This window comes from Mesorhizobium sp. L48C026A00, assembly GCF_000502375.1.
GTDB classification, from domain to species: domain Bacteria; phylum Pseudomonadota; class Alphaproteobacteria; order Rhizobiales; family Rhizobiaceae; genus Mesorhizobium; species Mesorhizobium muleiense.
Genome location: NZ_AYWU01000007.1, coordinates 235,091 through 258,530 on the forward strand (window position 1 = coordinate 235,091; position 23,440 = coordinate 258,530).

25 protein-coding genes and 1 pseudogene are annotated in these 23,440 nt (G+C 61.8%); 16 read left to right on the forward strand and 10 right to left on the reverse strand.

Features of this window, described 5'->3' with window-relative positions:
• Positions 1–481 precede the first annotated feature (481 nt).
• The gene (locus X738_RS57680) at positions 482–2,692 is read left to right on the forward strand and encodes a tetratricopeptide repeat protein (RefSeq protein WP_245277657.1); all 2,211 of its coding nucleotides are present in this window, start codon (positions 482–484) and stop codon (positions 2,690–2,692) included.
• 47 nt (positions 2,693–2,739) lie between these two features.
• Here X738_RS57680 and X738_RS57685 read toward each other — a convergent pair whose 3' ends face one another.
• A complete protein-coding gene (locus X738_RS57685; RefSeq protein WP_023799193.1) occupies positions 2,740–3,252 on the reverse strand; it encodes a YHS domain-containing (seleno)protein in 513 nt (170 codons plus the stop codon).
• A 25-nt stretch (positions 3,253–3,277) separates the two neighbouring features.
• Positions 3,278–3,946: an ankyrin repeat domain-containing protein gene (locus tag X738_RS57690; RefSeq protein WP_023799194.1), complete on the reverse strand. Its 669-nt coding sequence runs from the start codon at positions 3,944–3,946 to the stop codon at positions 3,278–3,280.
• Between the two features lie 111 nt (positions 3,947–4,057).
• Between X738_RS57690 and X738_RS84755 the strand changes: the two genes are divergently transcribed.
• The 13 genes and pseudogenes from X738_RS84755 to X738_RS57745 all read left to right on the forward strand — a co-directional run bounded on the left by X738_RS84755 (position 4,058) and on the right by X738_RS57745 (position 16,481).
• Complete coding sequence (locus X738_RS84755; protein ID WP_023799195.1) at positions 4,058–4,306, forward strand: hypothetical protein; 249 nt, start codon at positions 4,058–4,060, stop codon at positions 4,304–4,306.
• A 646-nt stretch (positions 4,307–4,952) separates the two neighbouring features.
• Positions 4,953–5,348 carry a hypothetical protein gene (locus X738_RS80840; protein ID WP_023799196.1) on the forward strand — a complete coding sequence of 132 codons (396 nt, stop codon included), beginning with the start codon at positions 4,953–4,955 and terminating at the stop codon, positions 5,346–5,348.
• An 814-nt stretch (positions 5,349–6,162) separates the two neighbouring features.
• Positions 6,163–6,471: a hypothetical protein gene (locus X738_RS82630; RefSeq protein ID WP_084833709.1), complete on the forward strand. Its 309-nt coding sequence runs from the start codon at positions 6,163–6,165 to the stop codon at positions 6,469–6,471.
• A gap of 302 nt (positions 6,472–6,773) precedes the next feature.
• A pseudogene (locus X738_RS82635) lies at positions 6,774–7,425 on the forward strand (SulP family inorganic anion transporter); the annotation flags it as partial.
• Between the two features lie 5 nt (positions 7,426–7,430).
• Positions 7,431–7,697 carry a hypothetical protein gene (locus X738_RS84760; protein ID WP_128174512.1) on the forward strand — a complete coding sequence of 89 codons (267 nt, stop codon included), beginning with the start codon at positions 7,431–7,433 and terminating at the stop codon, positions 7,695–7,697.
• Between the two features lie 660 nt (positions 7,698–8,357).
• Positions 8,358–9,581, forward strand: coding sequence for a septal ring lytic transglycosylase RlpA family protein (locus X738_RS57710; RefSeq protein WP_023799200.1), 1,224 nt, complete (start codon positions 8,358–8,360; stop codon positions 9,579–9,581).
• A 209-nt stretch (positions 9,582–9,790) separates the two neighbouring features.
• A complete protein-coding gene (locus X738_RS57715; protein ID WP_023799201.1) occupies positions 9,791–10,957 on the forward strand; it encodes a D-alanyl-D-alanine carboxypeptidase family protein in 1,167 nt (388 codons plus the stop codon).
• Positions 10,958–11,021: 64 nt separating this feature from the next.
• Complete coding sequence (gene tmk / locus X738_RS57720) at positions 11,022–11,693, forward strand: dTMP kinase (RefSeq protein ID WP_023799202.1); 672 nt, start codon at positions 11,022–11,024, stop codon at positions 11,691–11,693.
• Complete coding sequence (locus X738_RS57725) at positions 11,690–12,745, forward strand: DNA polymerase III subunit delta' (RefSeq protein ID WP_023799203.1); 1,056 nt, start codon at positions 11,690–11,692, stop codon at positions 12,743–12,745. The genes tmk and X738_RS57725 overlap by 4 nt, the downstream gene beginning before the upstream one ends.
• Before the next feature lie 80 nt (positions 12,746–12,825).
• Entirely contained in the window at positions 12,826–14,379 is a 1,554-nt protein-coding gene (gene metG, locus X738_RS57730; protein ID WP_023799204.1) for a methionine--tRNA ligase, read from the forward strand.
• The gene (locus X738_RS57735; RefSeq protein WP_023799205.1) at positions 14,379–15,173 is read left to right on the forward strand and encodes a TatD family hydrolase; all 795 of its coding nucleotides are present in this window, start codon (positions 14,379–14,381) and stop codon (positions 15,171–15,173) included. Before metG ends, X738_RS57735 begins: the two co-directional genes overlap by 1 nt.
• Before the next feature lie 3 nt (positions 15,174–15,176).
• Positions 15,177–15,995, forward strand: coding sequence for an MBL fold metallo-hydrolase (locus tag X738_RS57740; RefSeq protein WP_023799206.1), 819 nt, complete (start codon positions 15,177–15,179; stop codon positions 15,993–15,995).
• A gap of 15 nt (positions 15,996–16,010) precedes the next feature.
• Positions 16,011–16,481: a YbaK/EbsC family protein gene (locus X738_RS57745; RefSeq protein WP_023799207.1), complete on the forward strand. Its 471-nt coding sequence runs from the start codon at positions 16,011–16,013 to the stop codon at positions 16,479–16,481.
• 57 nt (positions 16,482–16,538) lie between these two features.
• On the opposite strand, the gene X738_RS57750 is transcribed toward X738_RS57745, so the two are convergent.
• A complete protein-coding gene (locus X738_RS57750; protein WP_023799208.1) occupies positions 16,539–17,192 on the reverse strand; it encodes a TetR/AcrR family transcriptional regulator in 654 nt (217 codons plus the stop codon).
• A 243-nt stretch (positions 17,193–17,435) separates the two neighbouring features.
• On the opposite strand from X738_RS57750, the gene X738_RS57755 reads away from it, so the two are divergent.
• Positions 17,436–18,383, forward strand: a complete 948-nt coding sequence (locus X738_RS57755; protein WP_023799209.1) for a homocysteine S-methyltransferase family protein — start codon at positions 17,436–17,438, stop codon at positions 18,381–18,383.
• Between the two features lie 509 nt (positions 18,384–18,892).
• Here X738_RS57755 and X738_RS57760 read toward each other — a convergent pair.
• The 4 genes from X738_RS57760 to X738_RS86055 all read right to left on the reverse strand — a co-directional run bounded on the left by X738_RS57760 (position 18,893) and on the right by X738_RS86055 (position 22,078).
• On the reverse strand, positions 18,893–20,128 hold the full coding sequence (locus tag X738_RS57760) for a MalY/PatB family protein (RefSeq protein ID WP_023799210.1): 1,236 nt from the start codon (positions 20,126–20,128) through the stop codon (positions 18,893–18,895).
• 190 nt (positions 20,129–20,318) lie between these two features.
• Positions 20,319–20,888 carry an OsmC family protein gene (locus X738_RS57765; protein WP_031254923.1) on the reverse strand — a complete coding sequence of 190 codons (570 nt, stop codon included), beginning with the start codon at positions 20,886–20,888 and terminating at the stop codon, positions 20,319–20,321.
• A 375-nt stretch (positions 20,889–21,263) separates the two neighbouring features.
• The gene (locus X738_RS57770) at positions 21,264–21,917 is read right to left on the reverse strand and encodes a TetR/AcrR family transcriptional regulator (RefSeq protein ID WP_198032817.1); all 654 of its coding nucleotides are present in this window, start codon (positions 21,915–21,917) and stop codon (positions 21,264–21,266) included.
• Positions 21,914–22,078: a hypothetical protein gene (locus X738_RS86055; protein ID WP_023799213.1), complete on the reverse strand. Its 165-nt coding sequence runs from the start codon at positions 22,076–22,078 to the stop codon at positions 21,914–21,916. The genes X738_RS57770 and X738_RS86055 overlap by 4 nt, the downstream gene beginning before the upstream one ends.
• Positions 22,079–22,257: 179 nt before the next feature.
• On the opposite strand from X738_RS86055, the gene X738_RS89055 reads away from it, so the two are divergent.
• Complete coding sequence (locus X738_RS89055; RefSeq protein ID WP_353682583.1) at positions 22,258–22,431, forward strand: isochorismatase family protein; 174 nt, start codon at positions 22,258–22,260, stop codon at positions 22,429–22,431.
• Between the two features lie 70 nt (positions 22,432–22,501).
• Here X738_RS89055 and X738_RS57775 read toward each other — a convergent pair whose 3' ends face one another.
• Genes X738_RS57775 through X738_RS88355 form a run of 3 tightly spaced genes read right to left on the reverse strand, consistent with a single transcriptional unit; the run spans position 22,502 to position 23,386 of the window.
• Positions 22,502–22,783, reverse strand: a complete 282-nt coding sequence (locus tag X738_RS57775; protein WP_023799214.1) for a hypothetical protein — start codon at positions 22,781–22,783, stop codon at positions 22,502–22,504.
• 47 nt (positions 22,784–22,830) lie between these two features.
• The gene (locus tag X738_RS88350) at positions 22,831–23,142 is read right to left on the reverse strand and encodes a DUF2076 family protein (RefSeq protein WP_280807953.1); all 312 of its coding nucleotides are present in this window, start codon (positions 23,140–23,142) and stop codon (positions 22,831–22,833) included.
• Positions 23,051–23,386, reverse strand: a complete 336-nt coding sequence (locus X738_RS88355; protein ID WP_280807954.1) for a DUF2076 domain-containing protein — start codon at positions 23,384–23,386, stop codon at positions 23,051–23,053. Before X738_RS88355 ends, X738_RS88350 begins: the two co-directional genes overlap by 92 nt.
• Positions 23,387–23,440 lie beyond the last annotated feature (54 nt).

A 23,440-nucleotide genomic window follows, 5' to 3' on the forward strand; every position in this document is an offset into this window, starting at 1 on the left:
CACTGCAACCGGTCTCGCTGCATGCCTACTGGGACGGTCTGGTCGGTGACAAAGCAATGCCGCAGAAGGCAGTCGAAGCCGCGCGACGCTGCCGATTGCGCAATCCTCTTCACATTGCTGCATGCGGCGCGGTGCGGGTGCGCGTCCCGCGATAATGCCAGCAAATTGGTGGGCCAGCGTCGCAATCCAGACAACCTGCGCCTGCGCCATGCCTGGGGTCGCGTGTTTGCGAAGCTACATGGCGTCGCGTCTCCCCTTCGGTCCGCGCGGCGGCCTGCTCGAGATCGGCGGTACCGGATCCGCGTTCGCGATCCCTGCAATGCTGCACCAAAACCTGTGTGCTGCACGATTTAGCACAAAGGTTTCCCGCATTGAGCGTTTTCAGAGACTTAGCTTAGTGCTCGACGTGCAGCATTCGACGTTCGGGCTCCTTGGCCGCGCATATGGTCTTACCATGGGGCTTTCCCTATAGTCATGCGCAGTGGAACAGGACCAACATCTGGAACGCAAGCTGGTGGCCATCCTCGCCGCCGATGTGGTGGGGTACAGCCGGCTGATGGGGCTGGACGAGACAGGCACGCTCACCCGGCTCAAGGCGCTTCGCCGCGAATACATAGAGCCGTCGATCGAAGGATATCATGGCCGCGTCGTCAAGCTCATGGGCGACGGCGCGTTGGTCGAGTTCGCCAGTGTGGTCGATGCAGTAGCCTGTGCCGTCGAAATCCAGCGCGTCGCCGCGCAGCAGAACTTCAACGTGCCGGAGAACGCCCGGATCGTGTTCCGCATCGGAATCAACCTGGGTGACGTGATCATCGACAAGGATGATTTTTACGGCGACGGCGTCAATATCGCGGCCCGCCTGGAAGGACTGAGCGATCCCGGCGGTGTCGTCATATCCGGAACAGCCTATGATCAAGCCCGCAGCAAGCTCGGCCTGACCTTCAAGTCGCTGGGCGAACAGCGCCTGAAAAACATTGCCGAGCCGGTGCGCGCCTATCGCGTGCTGTTGGAGCAAGCCCCTAGTGCCAGGAAGTTGCGCTCTCGGCGGCCGTTGATCGGCGCTGCAGCGCTTTTCCTGGTGCTGGCGGCGGGCCTCGCGGTGGTTCTCTGGCCGCGGGCGGTCGCGCTTCTGCAGGACCAAAGCTCGACGATCTCCGCAGAGGGCAAGCCCTCCATTGCTGTGTTACCCTTTGCAAATCTCGGCCAGAAGGCGGACCAGGACTATTTCGCCGAAGGGCTCACAGACGATCTCATCACCGATCTCTCGAAGATCTCCGGGCTCCTCGTCATTGCCCGCAACTCCTCGTTCTCCTTTGGGGATCGATCCCTCGACATCAACGAGATCGCGAAGCAGTTGAATGTCCATTACGTGGTCGAGGGCAGCGTTCGCCGGGACGGAAATTCGGTCCGCATCAACGTTCAGCTCATCGACGCCAAAACCGGAAGCAACATCTGGGCCGAGCGCTTCGACCGCGACTACTCCAAGATTTTCGTGCTGCAGGACGAAGTGATCGGGCGCATCGTCGAGGCTCTGTCGGTGCGCCTGACGGAAGGCGAGAAGGCGCAGATTGCTCGCCTGCCGACGCGAAATCTGGAGGCGTACGACTTCTACACCCGCGCCGAGCAGAAAGCGTACGTGGTCGACTTCACGTCTCTCGGTGAGGCTCTGTCCCTGTATCAAAAGGCCATCAAGCTCGATCCGGCGTTCGCGGACGCCTATTCGGGATATGCCCGAGCCACCGTGGACGTGCTCGGCTTCGATTTCCAGCGCCTGATGCTGAGTGCCGTCGCACGGCAGCGCGCCTATCAAGCGGCAGGGCGAGCGCTGGAGCTCAATCCCCAGTCCTCGCGAGCCTATGCCGTGCTGGGCATCCTGCAGATGCTTGACGGCGAGATCGACGAGGCGCTCGCGTCCGTCCGCAAAGCCGTCGCGCTCGACCCGAACGGCGCGGAGGCAGAGCTCAACCTGGCGATCGTGCTGACGTATGCCGGGCAGAACCCGGAGGCACTGGCGGCTATGGAACGGGTGCTGCAGCTCGATCCCAAGCCACGGGCGCAGATCTACGACTATTACGGCTTCGTGCTCTATATGAACCATCAATACGAAAAGGCCCTGCAGGCGCTGAGCCAGGTCCAGCCGGAAGAGCGCAGCGACCTCGGCCTGGAGGCGCTCGCCATGGCAAATGCGCGCCTGGGCCGAATGGCCGAGGCGCGCGATGCGGTTGCAGCAATCCTGAAGAAGATTCCCGCGCAGAGTCTCGCCGGCTTTCGCGTCGTATACGCCCACCACCGGCGGCAGCAGGATCTCGATCATCGGCTGGATGCTCTTCGCTTAGCCGGGTTTCCGGAGCGCGCCTTCGATTTTCGTGCGCAGGAGGAGGACCGCCTGGACGCCGAGGCCGTGCGAGCCTTGACGGGCGATCGAACCTGGACCGGACGTCAAAACAATGGCGCACCGTTCGTCATGGAGCTGAGCGCAAACGGAGATTTCGCCCTGAGCTCGCAGGGCAGCATCATCACCGGTACGTCCACGCTGGAGGGCGACCTCTTCTGCACGCAATCCGTAGCGACGTTGCTCGGCCGCAAGTTCTGCGGCCCGCTCTATCGCAATCCCCAGGGGAACCGCGAAACGCAGGACGAGTATGTCTGGCCGGACTCCGTCACGGTATGGTATTTCTCGGTGTCTCAGTGATACGTTCGGTTCGACTCGAGCGACCGCGACATCGCGCCTGAGCCGAGTCAGTTGCCGGCCGCTCTCGCCTCGAATTCCTTCGCTTCGACCGCAGGCCATTCGGCGTCGGCCTTCGCAAGGACAGCGGCGGGGTCGGCATCGAAGTCTTCCTCCAGGCCCTCCTTCCCAGAGAAAAGGAAGAGCTTGCCGTTCACAATGCGCCAGGCTTCCGGGTCAATGTTCGCGGATGCCCCCTTGAATGCCGCATTCAGCGTGCAGAAGCCGCCAAACTGAGGGGCATAGCGCACCGGCTCGGAAGCGAAGGCATCGCGATGTTCGACGCTGGCGAAATACCACGTCGCCCCGAGCCACTTCTTCGAGATCTCGGGCGAACCCATGGTCGCACGACCGTCGGTGAAATACGCCACCGGATCGTAGCCCAGTATGGCGACGTTGCCGAAGTATCCAGTGTTCACTCCATCGACGGCGTAGGATGCGCCAGTGCCAAGGAGCAGGAGGGACGCGGCTGCCACTCCTGCGCAAAGCAAACTGTCAAACGCTCTGGAACGGTTTTGTGTCATGTTTCTCTCCAGTAACTTCGTGAGGTCAGTTTCCCGCGGCCATGCAATCCTTGAGCGCCGCCCCCAATTTTTCCTTGGGTTGGCATTTCGCCCCGCGCTGCTTGAGCAGAACCATCACCTGCGCACTCTGAAAGAACGTCGCCCGGCTGAGAGGTGTAAACCCGTACTCCTGGATTGCCTCGACCTGTGCACCACGCGCGATCAACAGGTCGGCGACGGCCACCTGGTTCTCTTCGGCCGCTACGTGCAGCGGGGTGATCTTGTGCGTGCTCAACGAATCAACCGCGGCCCCGTGGTCGAGCAGCAGTTCCGCTATCTTCAGGCTTCCTGAATACGCCGCCGCATGAAGCGCGGAGAAGCCGCGGTCGTTGCGGGCGTCGACGTCGGCCTTGGCCTCGATCAGCACCGTCGCTACCTCCACCTTGCCGGCAAGCGCGGCGTCGATCAGTGCAGTCTCGCGGCTTTCGTCGCGACTGTTCACATCCTCGCCTTGTGCAAGGAGCTCGCCGACTTTGGCGGCATCGCCCTCGCGCGCAGCGTCGTGAAGCGGCCCGGCAGTCACCGCACCGGCGGCTAACCAGGAAATGAAAGTAACGACGAGAGCCCGACTGAAAATCCGAAGCCAGCCGGTTCGGAAACGCCTGACCCGCATCGGGAAGGCCCTCGGCAGCAACAATCGCCTCGAGATCGTCATCGTCTAACCCTCCGGGCGCCGTTCGCCCGCGGATGGACGTGTATGAGACTACTCTAATACATTCGGCGCAGCGGAGCCATAGGGTGCGCGCGTCGAACTCGCGCGGACGGCGTGCCCAACAAGGCGACGCGAGAGCGTCAGCCGGTCCCTCTCGACGTGATCATCAATCGCATTCGCTGTCACGAGCGCAGTTCCTACCTGGCGCTCAAGGCGAACAATGACGTCGAGGCCGAGCGGCACCTCAAAGAGGCGGACCGCAGCCAGGGCCGCGGTGCCATACGTGATCCGAAGCTGTCCGCGATCGAGATGAACGGCGAGCTTGGGCGCGGGCGTGGTCAACGTCGTCGGGGTAGGCAGTAACGAGGATCGTCGGAATCGCGTAACCCGCCTCGATGAGGTGAAATGTCCGCCTTCCACTCCAATGCGGACCTCCAACGCGGTTCCGTGGAACGGCAGCATCGGGTCACATCCAGACCACCCTTTGAAGTGCAGCGCACGTCCGCTTCCGCACTTCGACTGCCGAAAGCTGTCTGTCCGCTGCCGGCCCCGTTCCGGTCGTTCCAAGATGCACTTCCGAATGGCTTACTTCTGTCGCAACGTGCTCGTTCTGGCCGTTGAGCCGAACGGCAACTTTCCATCCATTTCGGCCGTTGGCGGCGACCAGCTGATAGAGTTTGACCCTAGAACGCCAGCGTGCGAGATCGCAGCCGCCGGGACGGCCGGCCGCCGGCGCTGAATGTGGGGCCCAACCACCCCGCGCGTTCTGGTTCGAATGGCCTACTGACCACATTGTCAGCAGACGCGTCCGACCATCTCCATGACCTGCCACGGTGGTGCTATGGTACTCCGGCATCATCGGCAGCGAGGAGGACATAATCCATGAACGCGATCACCCGCCGTTCCCTTCTCGCGCTGACCGGCGCTGCGGCTGTCATCGACCCGGCGTCTGCTGACGTAAGGGTCTCGCCGGAGCTGCAGGCACTGATCGCGGCGCATGAGGCGGCCTATGCCGCTTTCCACCGCGTTGTTAATCGAGCAGCGAGCAGCAGGGATGACCGCGCGAGAGCTGACCGGCGGGCGCCGAAACTATGCCGAGATTGATGGCGGATCTGAGCTGATTGCGCTCGCAAAGAAGCTGCACCGTTATCCGGTCAATGGCCGGCAGCGGACTCTGGCTGATGTAGCGAAGGCGTTGGCGGACGCGGAGTATCTGTCGAGTGCTGGAACGCAGTACACACCGACTGCAGTATCGAGAATGCTGGCATCCACGGGAAGTAAGCGTGCCAAGCCACTCAAGGGCGAGGCAAAATCGCCCCTTGAACCAGTTGCTGCCGAGATCAAGGACGATGTGACCGTGACTGCGGATCCCGTTATGCGGACACCGCTTGGTTCGCGCTGGTAGCCATGCGACAATTTCTTGATTTTTGGGGGGCGGAAATGGCTCTGCAGCTTTGGATAAACGATTGCGGCCACTATTTCGTCGACACCACGCTTGGCGGCATCCAGGTTGGCTAAACTTGGTGCACGCCCTATGGCGACTGGGCGGTTGAGGTTAACGACGAGGAGCTTTCCGCTCCCGACCTCGAGGCAGCAAAGCGGCTGTTTGTCGACCTATATGATCGATCCAAGATAATGGTGAGCCCATTCGCTATCTCGGCGGAAGGAGACGGCTTGGAAGCGGATTTCAAAATTATCGACCTGCGCCGATGAGAACGCACAGGCAATCTGACATCGTAGGCGCCCCCCGGGCCCCGCCCCGCCGGGTTTGTCGGTGGCGGGGGCAGGGGTGGCCTGTGGGGCCCTTATCAGGTGCGCCCGGCCCTCGTTCAGGTTCAGGACCCTCCGCCTCTCTCGCCCCCAAAACCCAAATCGCTCCGAAAGACGGAGTTCAACCCCAACGGCGCTGCGAATCGCAGCAATGCGCGGCTGATCCGGTCATTCAAATGATCGCGTCCCATCCCCAACAGCGGACATCGTTGGTGACGGAGGCAGCAGCGGCGTGCGCCTTTCTCGGACAATCGCGAAGGCCGCTGCGAGATCGAAGGGCGTGGACCGCATAGAGGTTGGCGCGCGACCTTATTTGCTGCACGCTGGGCCGAACCATTAGCGACGATGCGCAACCTCGTTGACGTGGATCAATGCGGCTGCCGATGCAAATGTGCATCATTACTAAACCAGATTGGACAGGATCGACGAGCAGGCCGGGGAGACGGAACTTGGGTAAGAAAAAAATCTATCGAGCTCTTTTGGACGGCGCGACAGATGGGCTGACAGGTTCGCAACTGTCCGACCACGTCTTACAGCTGTTCCCGAACGCAACCAGCAAGAAGATTGTGGGTGCTGCTGCTTTGGCACTCAGCGACATCCATTTGAAGGACAGAAACGTCTTGAGAGTTATATGCGCGCTCGCAATTCAGCACCGAACACGTCCCTTGATCAAAAACAATGGAGGCAAACCTCCAGCGGCGATTAGCAGAAGAAGAGCAACGCCAGCGCCCGGGCATTCCTCGCCCACCAAAGACTAGCGCTCTGCGATCAGCTTCAAAGGCGGCCGCCCCGCATAAATGCGCGCTTCGATAGTACAGGAGTTGTCATGTACGAGTTTTCCGCCAAGCCGAGATGCGTTCCGCCCCAGAGAAGTTAAAGGTCAACCATGGCCAACCTGCCCACCCCTGCGAATTCTTGGCCTATGCGGCGGAAGCCGATTATTGCGCCCCGTTGTCCGTTAGACCTGATGCGCCAGGGATCCAAACAAGCAGCAACGCAGGATGTAGAAGCCGTGTCACACCTGCTGGGTTTCGAGGCGAATTTGATCTGTTGCTCGGGGCTCGGCGGGACCGCAGGGGTCGAGGTGCTCGGCCCATTGCCGGAGGGCTTGCCGTCTTTCACACTGCCGAGGATCCAGGCGAGCGACCTCGTTCCCGTCGTCACCCCTGGATTCGCCGTCGCACTCGTGTCCTTTGCCGACACCAGTGTCCTGTCGCGCTCCTACGCTGCACGGCTGCGGCAAAGCGTAGACCCCAACCAGGAAATGATCGGGCTCGGGGCAGCCAATCTCGCTGCGGGGTTCTTCCAGGGCTTCCCGATCAGCAGCAGTTCCTCGCGTACGCCCGTGGCAGAGTCCGCAGGTGCCAGGACACAGCTAACCGGCGTCATCGGAGCGGGAGGCGTGGCGCTGCTCCTGGTCCTTGCACCGGATCTTCTGCGAAACCTGCCCAGCAGCGGGCTGGCGGCAGTGGTGATCGCAGCCGCTATCGGCTTTTCGAGGTGGCCGACCTCAGGCGTAGCTACCGCATCCAGCGCTGGGAGTTCTGGCTGTCCATGCTGTGCTTCGTGGGGGTCGCCGTCTTTGGCGCCATCCCGGGCATCGGGATCGCGATGTCGTCGCGGTGATCGAGTTTCTCTGGGACGGGTGGCGTCCCTATTTCGCGGTCCTCGGTCGCGTTGACGTCCTGCGTGGCTACCATGACCTGAGGCGCTAACCTTGGTGGCCAAGCCGCCTCATCCTGTCAGAATTGTTCTGGAAGATGATCTTTACGGGGTTCGTTTCCGGACAGACTCCTGCCGACCAGCGAGCGTCCGTGATGACAGCGGCCTTCACTCGCTCATCGATCCGGTTGTTGATCCACCAATAGGCTCCGCCAGCGCAACCGACCGCAACTATCACACCGAGGAGCATGAAAACCTGACGAGGAAACGTGAAGAGCAGGAACAGTCCAATTCCTATTCCGATCACCCAAAACATTGTTAGTCCCCCCACCGCCCGGACCTGCCGATAGTCGCAGGAAATCCTTGGGAGCGCGAGCCCAGAACAGCCAGTGAACGAGTTGCTACGCTTTTTGCAACGCAACGCTACGGTATCGGACAGGACGACGCGGCACGAACGGCGCTGCTGGGTCTTCAAATGCTTGATAGACAAAGCATTGCGGGTACGCGGCGGGATGGGCAGGGATGGCTGGTAGCGAATTTCAAGACCGGTGCCTTAAACCGCTCGGCCATCCTCCATCGTGATTTTTCAACCACCTGGATGCTCGTCCTGATCTCAACGCGTACCCTGTGGGCACGCCTCGGAGATCGTTCGCGCTTCATTGCTCTAGTGCGCCCAACGAAGTCCTGTCAACCGGCTGTTGCCGGTTCCTGCCAAGCGCAGGGCACGGGTGCTTGGCGGCGGGCTTGAGCAGGACGAGCAGCGCTGCGCCGAAGCTCGAAACGCCGTGATTTCTCACAGCGATCGCCGGGACGGCTTGTGCCACAATCTCGCCCGGTTCCGACCATAATCGGTTAATACGGTGATAAACAATTCCTGTGCACAAGGGATTGGGAATCAAGGTGGCGCTGGCATTGTCGGGTAGGTTTTGGCCCGGCCGACGGTCAAGTCGCGGCGCCTTTGTTGAGAGGGGACAATCGAAAAATGCCAAGCACGACGCGCCCGCGTCTTCGTCGCGCTTCCGCTTTCGCGTTGTGTGCCTTGTCGGCTGCCTTGCTGGCGGCTTGCGCGGCGCCGCCACAGCCGAAGACAATGGTCAACAAGAAGCCTCGCTCCAAGGAATATTTTTCGGAATCCGAATATGGCGTAAAAGCCAGCCCGCGCGTTACCTTCAAGATGTCGGGCCTGCAGCGTGGCGGCGGACGCGATCAGCTCGGCAAGCCCTATCAAGTGCGCGGCAAGTGGTATTATCCGAAGGAAGACAAGCGCTACGCCAAGAAGGGTCTTGCCTCCTGGTATGGCGAAGCCTTCCACGGCAGGCTGACCGCCAACGGCGAAGTCTACGACATGACACATCTGACCGGCGCGCATCCGACAATGCCGCTGCCGAGCTATGCGCGCGTCACCAATCTGAAGACCGGCAGCTCGGTCGTCGTGCGCGTCAACGATCGCGGTCCTTACCATGACGGGCGCATCATCGATGTGTCGAAGCGGGCCGCCGAAATGCTCGACTACGCCAATATCGGCACGGCCAAGGTGAAGGTCGAATATGTCGGACGGGCGCCGCTTCACGGCAATGACGAACAGTATCTGATGGCCTCCTATAATCCAGGCAACAGAGTGCCGGATCCGTCGGACGGCCTGCCCACCGGCGTCATGATCGCCATGAACGGACCATCGCCGAGCACGGCGTTGGCCGCCGCCGCTGCCTTTCCCGGCCAGTTGACGAATTCCGCATCGGCACAGCCTGTCGTGGCAGCGCAGACGTCGGCCGCTGACAGTGTGACGCTGCCCGATTTCGGGCCGATCGTACCGGAACGGCCGCAGATCAATCTGCCGCCGCAATCGCCGTTCAGGGTAGCGACGCTGTCTTACGCCAACGAACGCGTGCAGCGCGCCTCCACTGTCTTTGCCGCGATGGATGGCGCCGGGCCCGCCGAAATCCTGCAATCGTGGAAGCGGCAAGTTCCTACGGCCGCTTTGCCCACGGACTATATCGCGGCGGGCTCGTTCGAGGATGCCGCCGAGGCGCAGCAGGTGGCAACCCAACTTTCCGGCTTTGGCAAGACCGAAATCCAGCGCTCCGAGTTCGAGGGCAAGGACTGGTATTCGGTCAATCTCTACCCGGACGGCCATGGCAGCCTGGACGAGATGCTGCAGGCGGCATGGTCGCATGGCGCGCCGGACGCGCTCGTGGTTCGGAATTGACCGGCAAAATCTGAAGTTTTGGCCGGTTGTCCATCGCGCGGTTGCTCGGCCGGGACAAAGCCTGATAATGCATGTCGCGCAAAAGTGTGCAGCGGTTTTGCGACAACGACATGCATGAAACAACAACCTGAAGCGCGTCGCGTGAGGTCGTCGAACGCGACGCGCTTTAGAGCTTGCCCGGAACTACCGGCTGACAGGTCGAACTTCTCATGAACTTTCGCTTCGCCGCGCCTCTCGCCGGGCTTCTGGGTTTTGGCCTGCTGCTGCTTTCGCTGGCTCCGGCCGCGGCGCAGCTTTTCGAAACCAAGGCCGCGCAGGCCTTCATGATCGATGCCGAAACCGGAACGGTGCTGTTTTCCAAGGATGCCGACAGGCCGATTCAGCCGGCGTCGCTGGCCAAGCTGATGACGATGGAGGTGGTGTTCAACGCCATCAAATCGGGGCGCGTGACGCTCGACGACACATACGTGGTGAGTGAGAACGCATGGCGCACCGGCGGCGCGCCATCCGGCACGTCGACAATGTTTGCCCAACTCAAGTCGACGATCCGGCTTCAAGACCTGATCCAGGGCGTGACGGTCCAGGCAGCCAATGACGGCTGCATCATCATCGCAGAAGGGTTTGCCGGGTCGGAGGCGAATTTCGCGACTGAGATGACGGAGCGTGCAAGGCAGATTGGCCTCGAGAAATCGGCATTCGTCAATGCAACCGGTCTGCCGGCCGATGGTCAGCAGACGACGGTTCGAGAGCTTGCGCTCCTGGCCCTGCATATCTGGCGCGAGTACCCGGACCTTTATCGCTACTACGGCCAGAAGGACTTCACTTGGAACAAGATCACCCAGAGGAACCGCAACCCGCTGCTGGCGATGGATATCGGCGCCGACGGCCTGGCTATCGGCAGGAGCGAGGCATCCGGCTTCGGCATCGTCGGCTCGGTCAGCCAAGGTGGCAGGCGGGTCATTGCGGCGATGAGCGGCCTGGCAAGCGACCGCGAGCGCGCCGAAGAAGCGCGAAAGCTGCTCGACTGGGGCCTTCGTTCCTTTGAGAAAACCGAGATTTTCGCCAAGGACGAGGTGGTCGGCGAGGCCCAGGTTTTCGGCGGCGCGAAATCCGGCGTGGCGCTGAAGGCAAAAGCGCCCGTGGTCATCTTCCTGCCGATCGCCAACCGCGACAAGCTGACCGCCAGGATCGTCTATGAGGGACCGGTTGCAGCCCCCGTGGAGGAGGGGCAACCGGTGGGTGCACTGCGGGTCTGGATCGGTGACACGCTGAGCCAGGAAACGCCGCTTTTCGCCGCCGAAACGGTTGGCGTCGGCTCGCTGCCGCAACGCGCGCTCGATGCCGCCAAGGAACTGGCGGTCGGCTGGCTGCGTTAGCAGCCGCGGCGTGGACCTTTTCTCAAGTCAGGACTATTACGGTCCCGCAGCATGGACAAAGGCTTTGGTGAGCGGATTCTTCATCACCTTCGAAGGCGGAGAAGGGGCAGGCAAGTCGACGCAGATCGAGCGCCTGGCCGGCAAGATGCGCGCCAAGCAATACGATGTTGTTGTCACGCGCGAGCCGGGCGGTTCGCCAGGCGCAGAGGCGGTCCGGCATGTCCTTCTCTCCGGCGCTGCCGAGCCATTCGGCCCCAGGATGGAGGCGCTGCTGTTCGCCGCTGCGCGTTCCGACCATGTCGAGCAGGTCATCCGGCCGGCGGTCGAGCGCGGCTCGGTCGTGCTTTGTGATCGCTTCATGGACTCCTCGCGCGTCTACCAGGGCGTCACCGGCGGCCTCGATCCAGCCTTCATGGACGCGCTGGAAAAGGTCGCCATAAACGGCATGGTGCCTGACATGACGCTGATCTTTGATCTCGACCCGGCCGAAGGACTGCGGCGCGCCACCGCACGGCGGGGCACCGATGCCGGCGCCGACCGCTTCGAAAAGGAAACGCTTGATATCCATCAGCGCCGCCGCGAAGCGTTTCTGGCGATCGCCGCGGCAGAACCCGAGCGCTGCATCGTCGTCGACGCGTCCGCCGACCCCGACACGGTGGAGAATGTCGTCGCCGGAGCCGTGTTCGCGGCGCTGGAGACGATGACGCCGAGACACAGGAAGCAGGCGCCGGGATGATTTTCGAACGGATCGCACCAGAACAGCACGACACGCTTGATGGCGTACCGGAGCCATCCGAGACGCCGCGCCTGGTCGGACATGACCAGGCAGCGAACATGCTGGCATCAGCCTATCGCTCCGGGAAGCTGCCGCATGCGCTGATCTTTGTCGGGCCGGTCGGCATCGGCAAGGCGACGCTCGCCTTTCATCTGGCGCATCATCTGTTGAAGCATCCGGCGTTCGAACAGGCGCCGGAGGTCCTTGCCGTTCCCGATCCGGCGTCATCGCTGTTTCGCCAGATCGCCACCGGCGCGCATCCCTCGGTGCTGCATCTGACCCGCCCGCCGAACGACAAGACCAAGAGTTTCAAGACGGTCGTCACCGTCGACGAGATCCGCAAGGTTAGCCGTTTCCTGTCGCTGACCTCGCATGACGGCAGCTACCGGGTGGTGATCGTCGACCCGGCCGACGACATGAATACCAATGCGGCCAACGCCTTGCTGAAGAATCTTGAAGAACCGCCGGCACGCACCTTGTTCATCCTCACCGTCCATGCGCCGGGCAGCCTGCTGCCGACCATCCGCTCACGCTGCCAGATGGTGCGGCTGACGCCGCTCGATGCCGAGAGCCTGATGACGGTTTTGGAAAGCGTCGAACCACCGCCTCCGGACGATCCCGCGGCGCGCGCGGCACTGGCCAAGCGGGCAGGGGGCAGCGCCCGCACCGCAATCCTGTTGACGCAGTATGGCGGGCTGGAAATCGCCGAGACGCTCGACGCCCTGGCGACAGCGGCAAAGAGCGATGTTGCCGGCGCCTATCGCCTCGCCGAGGCGGTCGCCGGGCGCGACCGGGCGATCCAGTTCGATATTTTCAATCGCCGTGCGCTCGACCTGCTCTCGACCGGCGCAAGCCAGGCCGCGCTGGCGGGCGATCTGGCGCGGGCCAAAACGCTGTCAGACACTTGGCACGAGGCTTTGAACGCTATATCTGAAACCGACACCTACAATCTCGACAAGAAGCAGCATGCCTTGACCATGATCGACCGCCTGAATTCTGCAATGCGAATGTGACGGCCCATCGGGATGGCAATCGCCGTTTCGATGCGATATCCACCGACATCTTTCATTCAGACATTCATGACGGTTCATTCATGTCACGCGAAAAATACTACCTCACGACGCCGATTTTCTATCCGAACGGCAAGCCACATATCGGTCATGCCTACAATGTCATCGCCAGCGACACGCTGGCCCGTTTTCAGCGGCTCGACGGTAAGGACGTCTTCTTCGTCTCGGGAACCGACGAGCACGGTTTGAAGATGCAGCAGACGGCGGACGCCGAAGGCCTGACGCCGAAAGCGCTTGCCGATCGCAATTCGGCGATCTTCCGCTCGATGCTTGAAGCGACCGGCTGTTCGAACGATATTTTCATCCGCACCACCGAGGAGCGCCACTACAAGGCCTGCCAGGCGATCTGGACACGCATGGCGGAAAATGGCGACATTTATCTCGACCGCTATAGCGGTTGGTATTCGGTGCGGCAGGAAGCCTATTTCGACGAGGCCGAAACCAAGGTCGGCGACGACGGCGTCCGTCGCGAACCGCTCGGCTCGCCCGTCGAATGGACCGAGGAAGAGAGCTATTTCTTCCGCCTTTCCGCCTATCAGGATAGGTTGCTCGCGCTCTATGAGAACAGCCCCGAATTTGTCGGACCGGCGGAGCGGCGCAATGAAATCGTCAGCTTCGTCAAATCCGGGCTGAAGGACCTGTCGATCTCGCGCACCACGTTCAAATGGGGCGTGCCGGTGCCGGGCGACGACAAGCATGTGATGTATGTCTGGGTCGATGCACTGACCAACTACATCACGGCTGCCGGTTATCCGGATGCGGCCGATGACAGATGGTCCTTCTGGCCGGCGAACGTCCACGTCATCGGCAAGGACATCGTCCGCTTCCATGCCGTCTACTGGCCGGCCTTCCTGCTGTCGGCAGGGATCGAACTGCCGAAGCGCGTATTCGCGCATGGCTTTCTGTTCAACCGCGGCGAGAAGATGTCGAAGTCGGTCGGCAATGTCGTCGACCCGTTTGCGATGATCGAGCATTACGGCCTCGATCAGGTACGCTATTTCTTCATGCGCGAGGTGCCGTTCGGCCAGGACGGCAGCTACAGCCACGAGGCCATCGTCAACCGCACCAATGCCGACCTCGCCAACGGCCTTGGTAATCTGGCGCAGCGCTCGCTGTCGATGATCGCCAAGAATTGCGGCGGCGTGGTGCCGAAACGCAGCGATCTGGCGGAGGCCGACAGGGCGATCCTCGACCAGACGGTGGAGGCGGTTGCTGCTGCACGCAAGATGATGGCGGAGCAGGCCATCCATCTGGCGCTGGCGGCGATTTTTGGCGTCGTGGCGGAGGCCGATCGCTACTTCGCCTCGCAGGAACCCTGGGCGCTCAGAAAGACCGATCCGGCGCGCATGGAAACGGTGCTGTGGACGACCGCGGAAGTCGTCCGACGCGTGGCGCTGCTGTGCCAGCCCTTCATTCCGGGGTCGGCCGCCAAGCTGCTCGACCTGCTGGCTGTGCCACAGGACCGTCGCGATTTCGCGCATGTCCACGCGGACTATGCGCTGGTATCGGGGGTTGCCTTGCCCGCGCCGGAGGGCGTGTTTCCGCGTTACGTCGAGCAGCCGGACGCGAACATCTGATGTTGGTCGACAGTCACTGCCATCTCGACTTTCCGGATTTCGCTGAGGAGCGGACGGCCATCGTCGCCCGCGCCTTGGCCGCTGGAATCGGTCGCATGGTGACGATCTCGACGCGTGTGAAAAAATTTCAGCAAGTACTTGAGATCGCAGAATCTTTCGACGAAGTCTATTGCTCGGTCGGCACCCATCCGCACAACGCCGCCGAGGAACTGGACGTGACTGTCGAGGCGCTTGCCCGGCTGTCCGCGCATCGCAAAGTGGTGGCGATCGGCGAGGCCGGGCTCGACTATTTCTACGATCATGCGCCGCGCGACGCGCAGGCTCAGGGCTTTCGCACGCACATCGCGGCAGCGCGGGAGACGGGCCTGCCTCTGGTCATCCATGCGCGTGATGCCGACAGCGACATGGCTGATATCCTCGAGGACGAAACAGGGAAGGGCGCCTTCCCCTTCGTCCTGCACTGCTTTTCGTCCGGGCGCAGGCTGGCCGAGATCGGCGTGGCGCTCGGCGGCTATGTTTCCTTTTCCGGCATCGTGACTTTCAAGAATTCGGCCGAGCTGCGCGCCATCGCCGCCGATGTGCCACACGACCGCCTGCTGGTCGAAACCGACGCGCCGTACCTGGCGCCGATCCCGTTTCGCGGCAAGCGCAACGAGCCTGCCTATGTCGCGCATACGGCCAAGGTGCTGGCCGAAACGATCGGCGTCAGCGAGGCCGACATTGCTGCCATTACCACCGACAATTTCTTCCGGCTGTTCAGCAAGATGCCGCGCCCGACCGCGCTGAGCGCCTGACGCATGAGCGACCGGCTGCGCCTCACCATTCTCGGCTGCGGCTCGTCGCCGGGCACGCCGCGCATCACCGGCGACTGGGGCAATTGCGATCCGGCCAATCCGAGGAACCGGCGCATGCGCACCGCAGCGCTCATCGAGCGGATCGCGGCAAACGGCGACAGGACCACAGTCGTCATCGACACCGGGCCGGATTTCCGCGCGCAGATGCTGCTGGCTTCAGTCAGGCGCATAGATGCGGTCGTCTATACGCATCCGCATGCCGACCACATCCACGGCATCGACGATTTGCGCGGCTTCGTGCTCGAGCAGCGTCATCGGATCGATATCCACGCCGACCAGCCGACCATGCTGCGGTTACGGGAAGCATTCGGCTATTGTTTCGAAACACCGTTAGGCAGTTCCTATCCGCCCATTGTCGAGCCCCATATCATCGACCATGCCAGGCCGGTGGTGATCGAAGGCGAGGGGGGTGCCCTGACCCTCGAGCCGCTGCCGCAGATCCATGGCGACATCATATCGCTTGGGTTTCGCATCGGCGGCCTCGCCTATTGCCCCGATGTCAGTGATTTCCCCGACGCCACCGCCGAACGGCTGCGCGATCTCGACGTGCTGGTCATCGATGCGCTGCAATACAGGCCGCATCCGAGCCATCTGTCGCTCGGCCAGGCACTCGGCTGGATCGAAAAACTGGCGCCGAAAAAGGCCGTACTGACGCATATGCATGTGCCGCTCGACTACGCTGCGGTGATGGCCGAGACGCCGGCCGACGTCGACCCGGCCTATGACGGCATGACGATCGAAATCCCTTATGAATCTGCATGATAGGTTCGGTTCTTCATGGCTGGAAGCATTGATCGTGTGACCAGGGCAGCGGCCGATGCCGGCCTCGACATCGAAATCAGGCGCATGGGCGCCTCGACACGCACCGCCGAGGAAGCCGCCGCGCAATGCGGCTGCACAGTCGCCCAGATCGTCAAATCCCTGGTGTTCCAGGGAGAAACCAGCGGAAAGCTGTTTCTCTTCCTGGTTTCCGGCTCCAACCAGCTCGATCTAGCCAAGGCTGCAGCACTGGCCGGCGAGTTGCTGAAGCGCGCCGACCCGCGGCAGATCCGCGACGAGACTGGATTTGCAATCGGCGGCGTGGCGCCGATCGGCCATCTGATTGCAATCCCGGCGTTCGCCGACGAAACGCTGCTCGGTTTCGATCGTGTTTGGGCAGCGGCCGGCGCGCACGACGCGGTGTTCGCCGCCGAGCCACAGGCAATGATCAGGGCAGCGCAGGCTGTCGTGGCGAAGCTGGCAGTCTGAATCGGACGCGCCTGATACGCAGCCTCGGGGGCTGAAGCGAGCGCCGCCCGGCGCACTCTATTCGGCGGCGATGGCGGTGGGCGGCTGCATGATTTCGGGCGCCGCCGGCGCGAACAACATCTTTACGACGTTGCGGAAGGCGAGGATCTGGCGTTCGAGGACACGCGGGTCGCCGAGCCCCCGCGACATGATGATGCCGCCATCGATCACACAGGAGAACATGATGGCGACGTCGTCGAGGTCCATGCCCTTGCGGGCAGGATAAACGGCCGCGATCTCGTTCAGCGCATCGCGAAACCGCCCGTTCCAGGAGCGGACGGCGGCGGCGGCGATGTCGCGAACGGTGCGGTCAAAGAGGCGCTCCTGATATGTGAACGTCGCGATCAGGCAGCCGGGGTGGCCGTTCGGCAAGTCACCCATCAGCTCGGCAAGCAGCTTGAGCGTGATCAGGAACGACTGCAACGGATCATCGGACAATTGCCTGCCGCGGTGAAACACATCATCGAAGATGCGATCGTTCTCCTCGACGTAGCGCAGCATCAAGGCGCGGGCGAGTTCGTTCTTGTCCTTGAAATGATAGAAGAAGCCGCTCTTGGTGATGCCGGCTTCGGCGATCACCTCCTCGATGGACGTCGCGCCGAACCCCTTGGCGAGCACCGAGGCCTCGGCGATCTCCAGAATGCGTTCGCGCGTTTCCGCACCTTTGCGCATGACCGAATGCCCTCAAATCTACTGTACCGGCGGTATGGTTTTCACACCCGCCACCATCGGCACCGATAGCAATATGACCGGCCCAGCGCGGCTGTCCGTCTGTAATTGCTGCGGTTTCCGCTTCGTTGGAGTACCGGACCACAAGCCTTCTACCGCACCGGCGGCACGTACTGCTAAAACCTGCCTATTGCGAACCGGCCGCCATCAGGGCGGCACGGTGTCATCTTACCACTGGAGACAAACATGGCCAAGTACCGCCAGAATCTGCCGCAACTCGCCAACAGAACATTCCTGAGCGATGGCGGCATGGAAACGACCCTCATCTTTCACGAAGGCCTCGACCTTCCGCACTTTGCTTCATTCACGCTGATGGCAACGCCTGAAGGCCGGCAGAAGCTGAGGGAATATTTCGTCCGTTATCTGACCATTGCGCGCAGAAGCGGGACCGGCTTCATCCTCGACACGCCGACGTGGCGAGCCAACCCCGATTGGGGAACCTTGCTCGGCTACGGGCCGGAAGCGTTGCGGGCCGTCAACGAGGCCTCGATCGAGCTTCTTCTCGACCTACGCAATGAGTTCGAGACCGCCGAAACGCAGTGCGTCATCAGCGGCGCGATCGGGCCGCGCGGCGACGGCTACAAAGCCGGCAAGATGGACGCCAGCGAGGCGGAAGCCTATCACGCGGCGCAGATCGAGAGTTTCGCGCGGACCGAGGCCGACATGGTTGCGGCCTATACGCTCACCAATTTCCACGAGGCAATCGGCGTGGCGCGGGCTGCCAAGGCGCATGCCATGCCGTGCATGATCTCGTTCACCGTGGAGACGGACGGCAAGCTGGTGACCGGCATGGCGCTCGGCGAGGCGATCGACAGGGTCGACGACGCGACAGACGGTGCGCCGGCCTACTATATGATCAACTGCGCCCATCCGACGCATTTCATGCAGGCGCTGAACAAGGGCGAGCGCTGGCTCGATCGCGTCTATGGCGTGAAGGCGAACGCTTCAACCAAAAGCCATGCCGAACTGGATGAATCGGAAACGCTCGACGCGGGCGACCCGGACGATCTCGGGCGGCGCTACAGCAGGCTGACAGCTTCGTTTCCGACGATGCGCATCCTGGGCGGTTGCTGCGGCACCGACCACCGGCACGTCGCGGCGATCTGCGAGGCCTGCGTGCCACAGGCGGCGTAGGAACTTGTGTGCGTCGCAGGAGGCGCAACGCCATCAACCGCAGTTCCGCTGGTTCCAAAGGAAATAAGGAACTGCGGTTGGGCCGAAAAGCAACGCAATCACAACGCACATCAGTTCCATAATCTATCTTATGCGACTTTCTGATGGGTGGAATTCTCAGCGTGAACCGACGGAAAGCCTCTCTGATTTTTGCGTCGATCGGCTTAGCGTAGGATTTCGTCCCCTACAGCACCGAAATCCTCAAGACCATCAAAATGACCGCCTCGCATCCCTTTCTCGGCTTCCCCGATCGTCTCGCCAATGGCCACACGCCCGTGCGGTGATCTTCGGAGCCGGTCACGGCAGCACCTATCCCGGCACGGCAAGCGGTCTGCTGCATCGACGCCGGCGACATCCCGACCACCATGCATGCGGCGACTGAGGCCGAGCACAAGGCCCCCAGCCGAACAGGCCGGTGCCTTCCGCTCTGTCGGCAAAAACCGAAACTTCCGCCGAAGCGATCTTCGGGGTTACCGCAGCGGCCTTGCATCCGCGTTGATTGGTTGGGTCCCTCGCCCCGCAAGCGCCTTATGTATATGCATGAGGGCGCTCGACAGCACTGGCCGTGGGCATGCGATGTTGAGGCGAACATGGCAGCCACCGTTCGACACGAACATCTCACCGCCTTCCAGTACGACGCCTGCTTTTTCCAGGAAGAAGCGCGTCAGGTTGATCGGCCGTGGGAAATAGGCCGACAAGTCGACCCAGGCGAGATAGGTCGCATCGGGGATCTTGAAGCGGGCTTGTTGCAGATGTTGGCCAAGGAAGGCCGCAACCATCCGAAAGTTTTCGTCGAGATAGGTGCGTAGCGCGTCCAGCCACGCACCTCCCTCGGTGTAAACCGCGACCGCCGCGGCAAGGCTGATCGGATTGACGAACGGATAGTGCCGCTCGCGCCACTGCGCGCGAAGCGACGGATCCGGGATGATGATGGTCGCGAGCATCAGTCCAGCGAGGTTGAACGTCTTGCTGACCGCCATACAGGTGACGATGTCCTTGCTGTCCGGAAACAGCTTCGCCAGCGGGAGGTGCCGTTTGCCCCGACGCAACAAATCGGCGTGAATTTCGTCCGACACCACACGAACGCCATTGGCGAAGCAGAATTCGCCCACACGGCGCAGTTCGTGCTCCGTCCAGGCACGGCCGGTTGGATTGTGTGGGTGGCACAGGAAGAACAGCGTGACAGACGGGTCCTTCACCTTCGCCTCGAAATCGACGAAGTCGATTTCATAAAGCCCATCCTTCAAGACGAGCGCGGATGACACCAGTTCATGGCCGGTCTGAACGGCTGCGCGCTGGAAATAGCCATAGGCGGGCGTCAGGGTCAGAATTTTGTCCCCTGGCGCGCAAAGATACTCCGCAAGCGCATAGAGCGCCGGGATAACGCCCAGCGACACCTGCAAGGCCTCGCGTTCGAAGCGCCAGTCGTATCGCTCGACGCACCAGGCATGGAACGCGTCGTAGAGTTCGCCGCCCATGTTCATCGTGTACCCGAAGATCGGGTGCGCCAGCCGTTCCGTCATTGCATCGAGGGCAGCTTGCGGCGCGGCGAACTGCATGTCCGCAACCCACATCGAGATCAATTCAGATCGAGGGACTGGCAACTTCAAATCGGCGTCGCCGCCGAACAGATAGTTCTCGAAACCGTCCTCGGCCACGGCGTTGGTCGCGGTGCGTGGAATGATGCGGTCGAAGTCGAAGGTCATGGGTGCGCCAGTATCAACAGGACTGCGAGCGACGGCATTGCCGCCATCATGTTGGGAGGGCCGGCCGACATTGGACGGCCAATGACGACGCGATTGGCAAGGGTGGCGCCCGACAGGCCGCAGGAGGTGAATAGCTGCTCATGGTAGTTGCGGGCGCCCGGTGTCGACAGGAAGGTTGGGTTCGAGGGACCTAGGCCTCGACGATCTCCAGCTTCGAGACCATCCGGATCGCCTTTGAGAAGTTCGCCAGGTTGACCGATGTCCTGGTGACGACGGCGTGAAGTTCTTCCAGCCGGTCGCGCGGGGCGTCGGTCGTCAGGCGAACGACGTAGCTGACCTCGTCGTAGCCGGGATTGACGCTCTCATCGAGCCCGAGGAAACCGCGAAGGTCGAGTTCGCCATCGGTCTCGATCTCGAGGCTGTGTACGGTGATGCCCATCGCCGCGGCATTGACGACGTAACCGACGGTCAGGCAGGCATTAAGCGCCGCCATCAGCAGCTCCTGGGGATTGGGCGCCGAATTCTGGCCGAGCAGTTCGGTCGGCTCGTCCGCGGCGATCTCGAAGTTGCGCTGATGCTCCAAACCGCCCAGCGAATAGTGGCTGACGGTCGCGACGGAGCGGGTCTGGCCGGCCCACTTCGTCTTGACGTTGAACCGCGCGCTGCGCTTCGACGAGTCTTCGGCGACCCCCATTGCGAACTGCTGCAGGGCCGCAACATCGATGCCATTGGGGTCGATGCTATTGGGATTGTCAGTCATGTGAGATGTCCTTGTTTCTGGATGTGGAGTGATGGTGGAAGAAGATCGACCCCAGGCGCCTTGTTAGGTCGCGAGATGTGTGAAGGCCGGAACTGGTCGGACCGGCGGTGCGGGCGACTATCCGGTGCACCCGTCGGCGCTGCAGGCAGCGCCGTCTGCGATGTCCATCGCCGCAGGCATCTCGATCGCCGCGTCACCACGGACATACGAAGTCCGCCCAAACCTGCACGTTAACTGTTTTCAAGACCGTCTTTCCTTTATGGTCACCACAGACTTTGTCGTTGCCGCTCCAACCCGACTAGTTGGTTGGCTCTCAAGGGAAATGGATGCCGCCACGGTTCACCGAACGCCCGGGGCCCGACCGCCTGCCCGTTCTCAGGTGCCTTCGATGATGAGGCGGATGATGCCGTCGTCGATGACATCGCCGTCTTTGGTTGCCCAGTCGATGAAGCTGGAACCCTCCAGCAAACTTAACAGCATGAAGGCCTTCTGCCTGGCGCCGCACCCGAGCGGAATTTCGCCGCGGCCTATTCCCTGCTCGATGATCCCGCTCAGCCACTTGAGCTGAATATCGAAGAAGCGTTTGGTCATCTTTTGCAGCCCAGCCGGGAGCGCCGACATTTCCGCGGCCAGCGCACCACACAAGGGCAAAAACCCGCTCTCGGTGCTCTTCCGGAACATTGTAAAGAAGGCTTCGAGACGTGCGATGACGCCACCGTTCTCGGCCTCGATCCGATCGAAGTCACGCCGGACCCGATCAATATAGGCTTCGACGATGGCGGTCCCGAGATCCTCCTTGGCGGGGAAATGATGGTGGATGGTCGGCTTGCTGATGCCCACCGTTTTGGCCAGATCCGCATAACTGAAGGCCGCATACCCTTTGGTCCGTATCAGACCCTCCGCGGTCTTTATCAGTGCATCACGTGTTCCGATTGCCATGGTCTTTCCATCCGCCTCGCCTCTTGGCGCCCGCCGTTCCAATTGCTTCACCTTACCGGTCGGCGCGCAGCCAGCCGATCGCTCGATCAAAGCTGCTCATAGGCTTCGAGCGCGCGGGAGGAATAGACATAGGCCCCTCTCTCGCGTGGGGCCTCCACCTTATGGACGGCGCTCGTAACCGGCGGGGTCGCTTTTGCCAATCCGCCGACCCGCTTGACCAGCGCGCCCAGTCTTTCGTTCCAGGTGTTCAATCGGATTGTCCCGCCAGCATGAACTTTGACTCTCTAACCTACCTACTAGTCGGTTGATAGAAGAGCGATCGCCCTCTGTCAAGCCTAAATGAAATTGTTGCCACGAAAGCGACGCCCCCTGAGGTAATGCGTTTGCCGGGCTTGACGAGCTACTGGCGGAATTGGGCGTCGGTGAATTGGTGTTATGCGGCGTCAATACGCACGCCTGCATCCGCATGGCTGCGGTGGACGCCTATCAACGGGATTTCCGGGTGGTCCTGGCCGAAGAATGCGTCGGCTCTTACGACGCAGAGCACGCGCGCCTCCCTGCATTACATGAACGGCTAGATAGCCAAAATAGCGACTGCTTCTGAGATCCTTAAACCTCTCGCGCAATCTCGCGCAATCTAATGAACGTCTGAAAGGCACCGACTGCGGTCATCATCACGAGTACATCCGATAAAGCACAAGCGGGATCAGGCCCACTACAATTGCAATGACGGCGCGTTCCAACCATCGCATAAATTTCGACTTCGAACGATTGCCCGATATCAAGTTACCCAGCATGTCACCGAGAAATTGGAGCAAATCACCCATCGTATATCCCAAGTCGTCATCGCCCTGCCGCTGTGAATGCACTACATCATTTACTTTTAGGTTGATGACCTGGCGGCTTAGGGCCGCACCCTGCCCTTCGCGTTGTCGTTGCCAGACACTCAAAACCAACGCCGGGAATTCCTGCTCAGACCGCCCTGCGCGCTTGCCGCTCCTTGTCAGAAGTCAATATCGCCGAAATCGCCACCGCCATCGGAGCCGGCATCGTCTGCCTGGTCGGAACCGCCCTCCTCTGCCTGTGACGCCGCCGGCTCGGTTGCCTGCGCTTGGCTTCCGCCAAACATGCCGGTGATGGCGTTGCCGAGAGGCACGCCGCCGGCCACGCCCATTGCAGTCTGCGCGGCTCCGGCGAGGAAACCGCCGCCTGCCCTTTGTTGATCATTGCCAGAAAGCGGCTCCTGCGGCGCAGCGGCAGCGGTGCGCCCGACCGCGGGACCGAACCCGAGCGCCGCCGCCGAAGAGCCCGCCAAGCAATCCGCCGCCGGCAGACTGCTGTGCCTGTTGCTCCAGGTCTTCGATGCGGGACTGCGCCGCGTTCAGCACCTGTTCCTGAACAATGATCGTCTGCGCCATGTAGTATGGCGCGCCGGGCTGCCGGGCAATCTGATCGTTGATAAAGCGTTCCGCTTCGGCGTCGCGTGGCGGCGTCTGCCGCTCGACCTTGGCAAGTTTCTCGAAAAGAGTGCCGATCGCCTGCTGATCGTTCCTGTCCATGGGAAGCAACTCCGATATCCAGGCGCGCCGCGTTGCGAGAGATTTTCGCGAAGC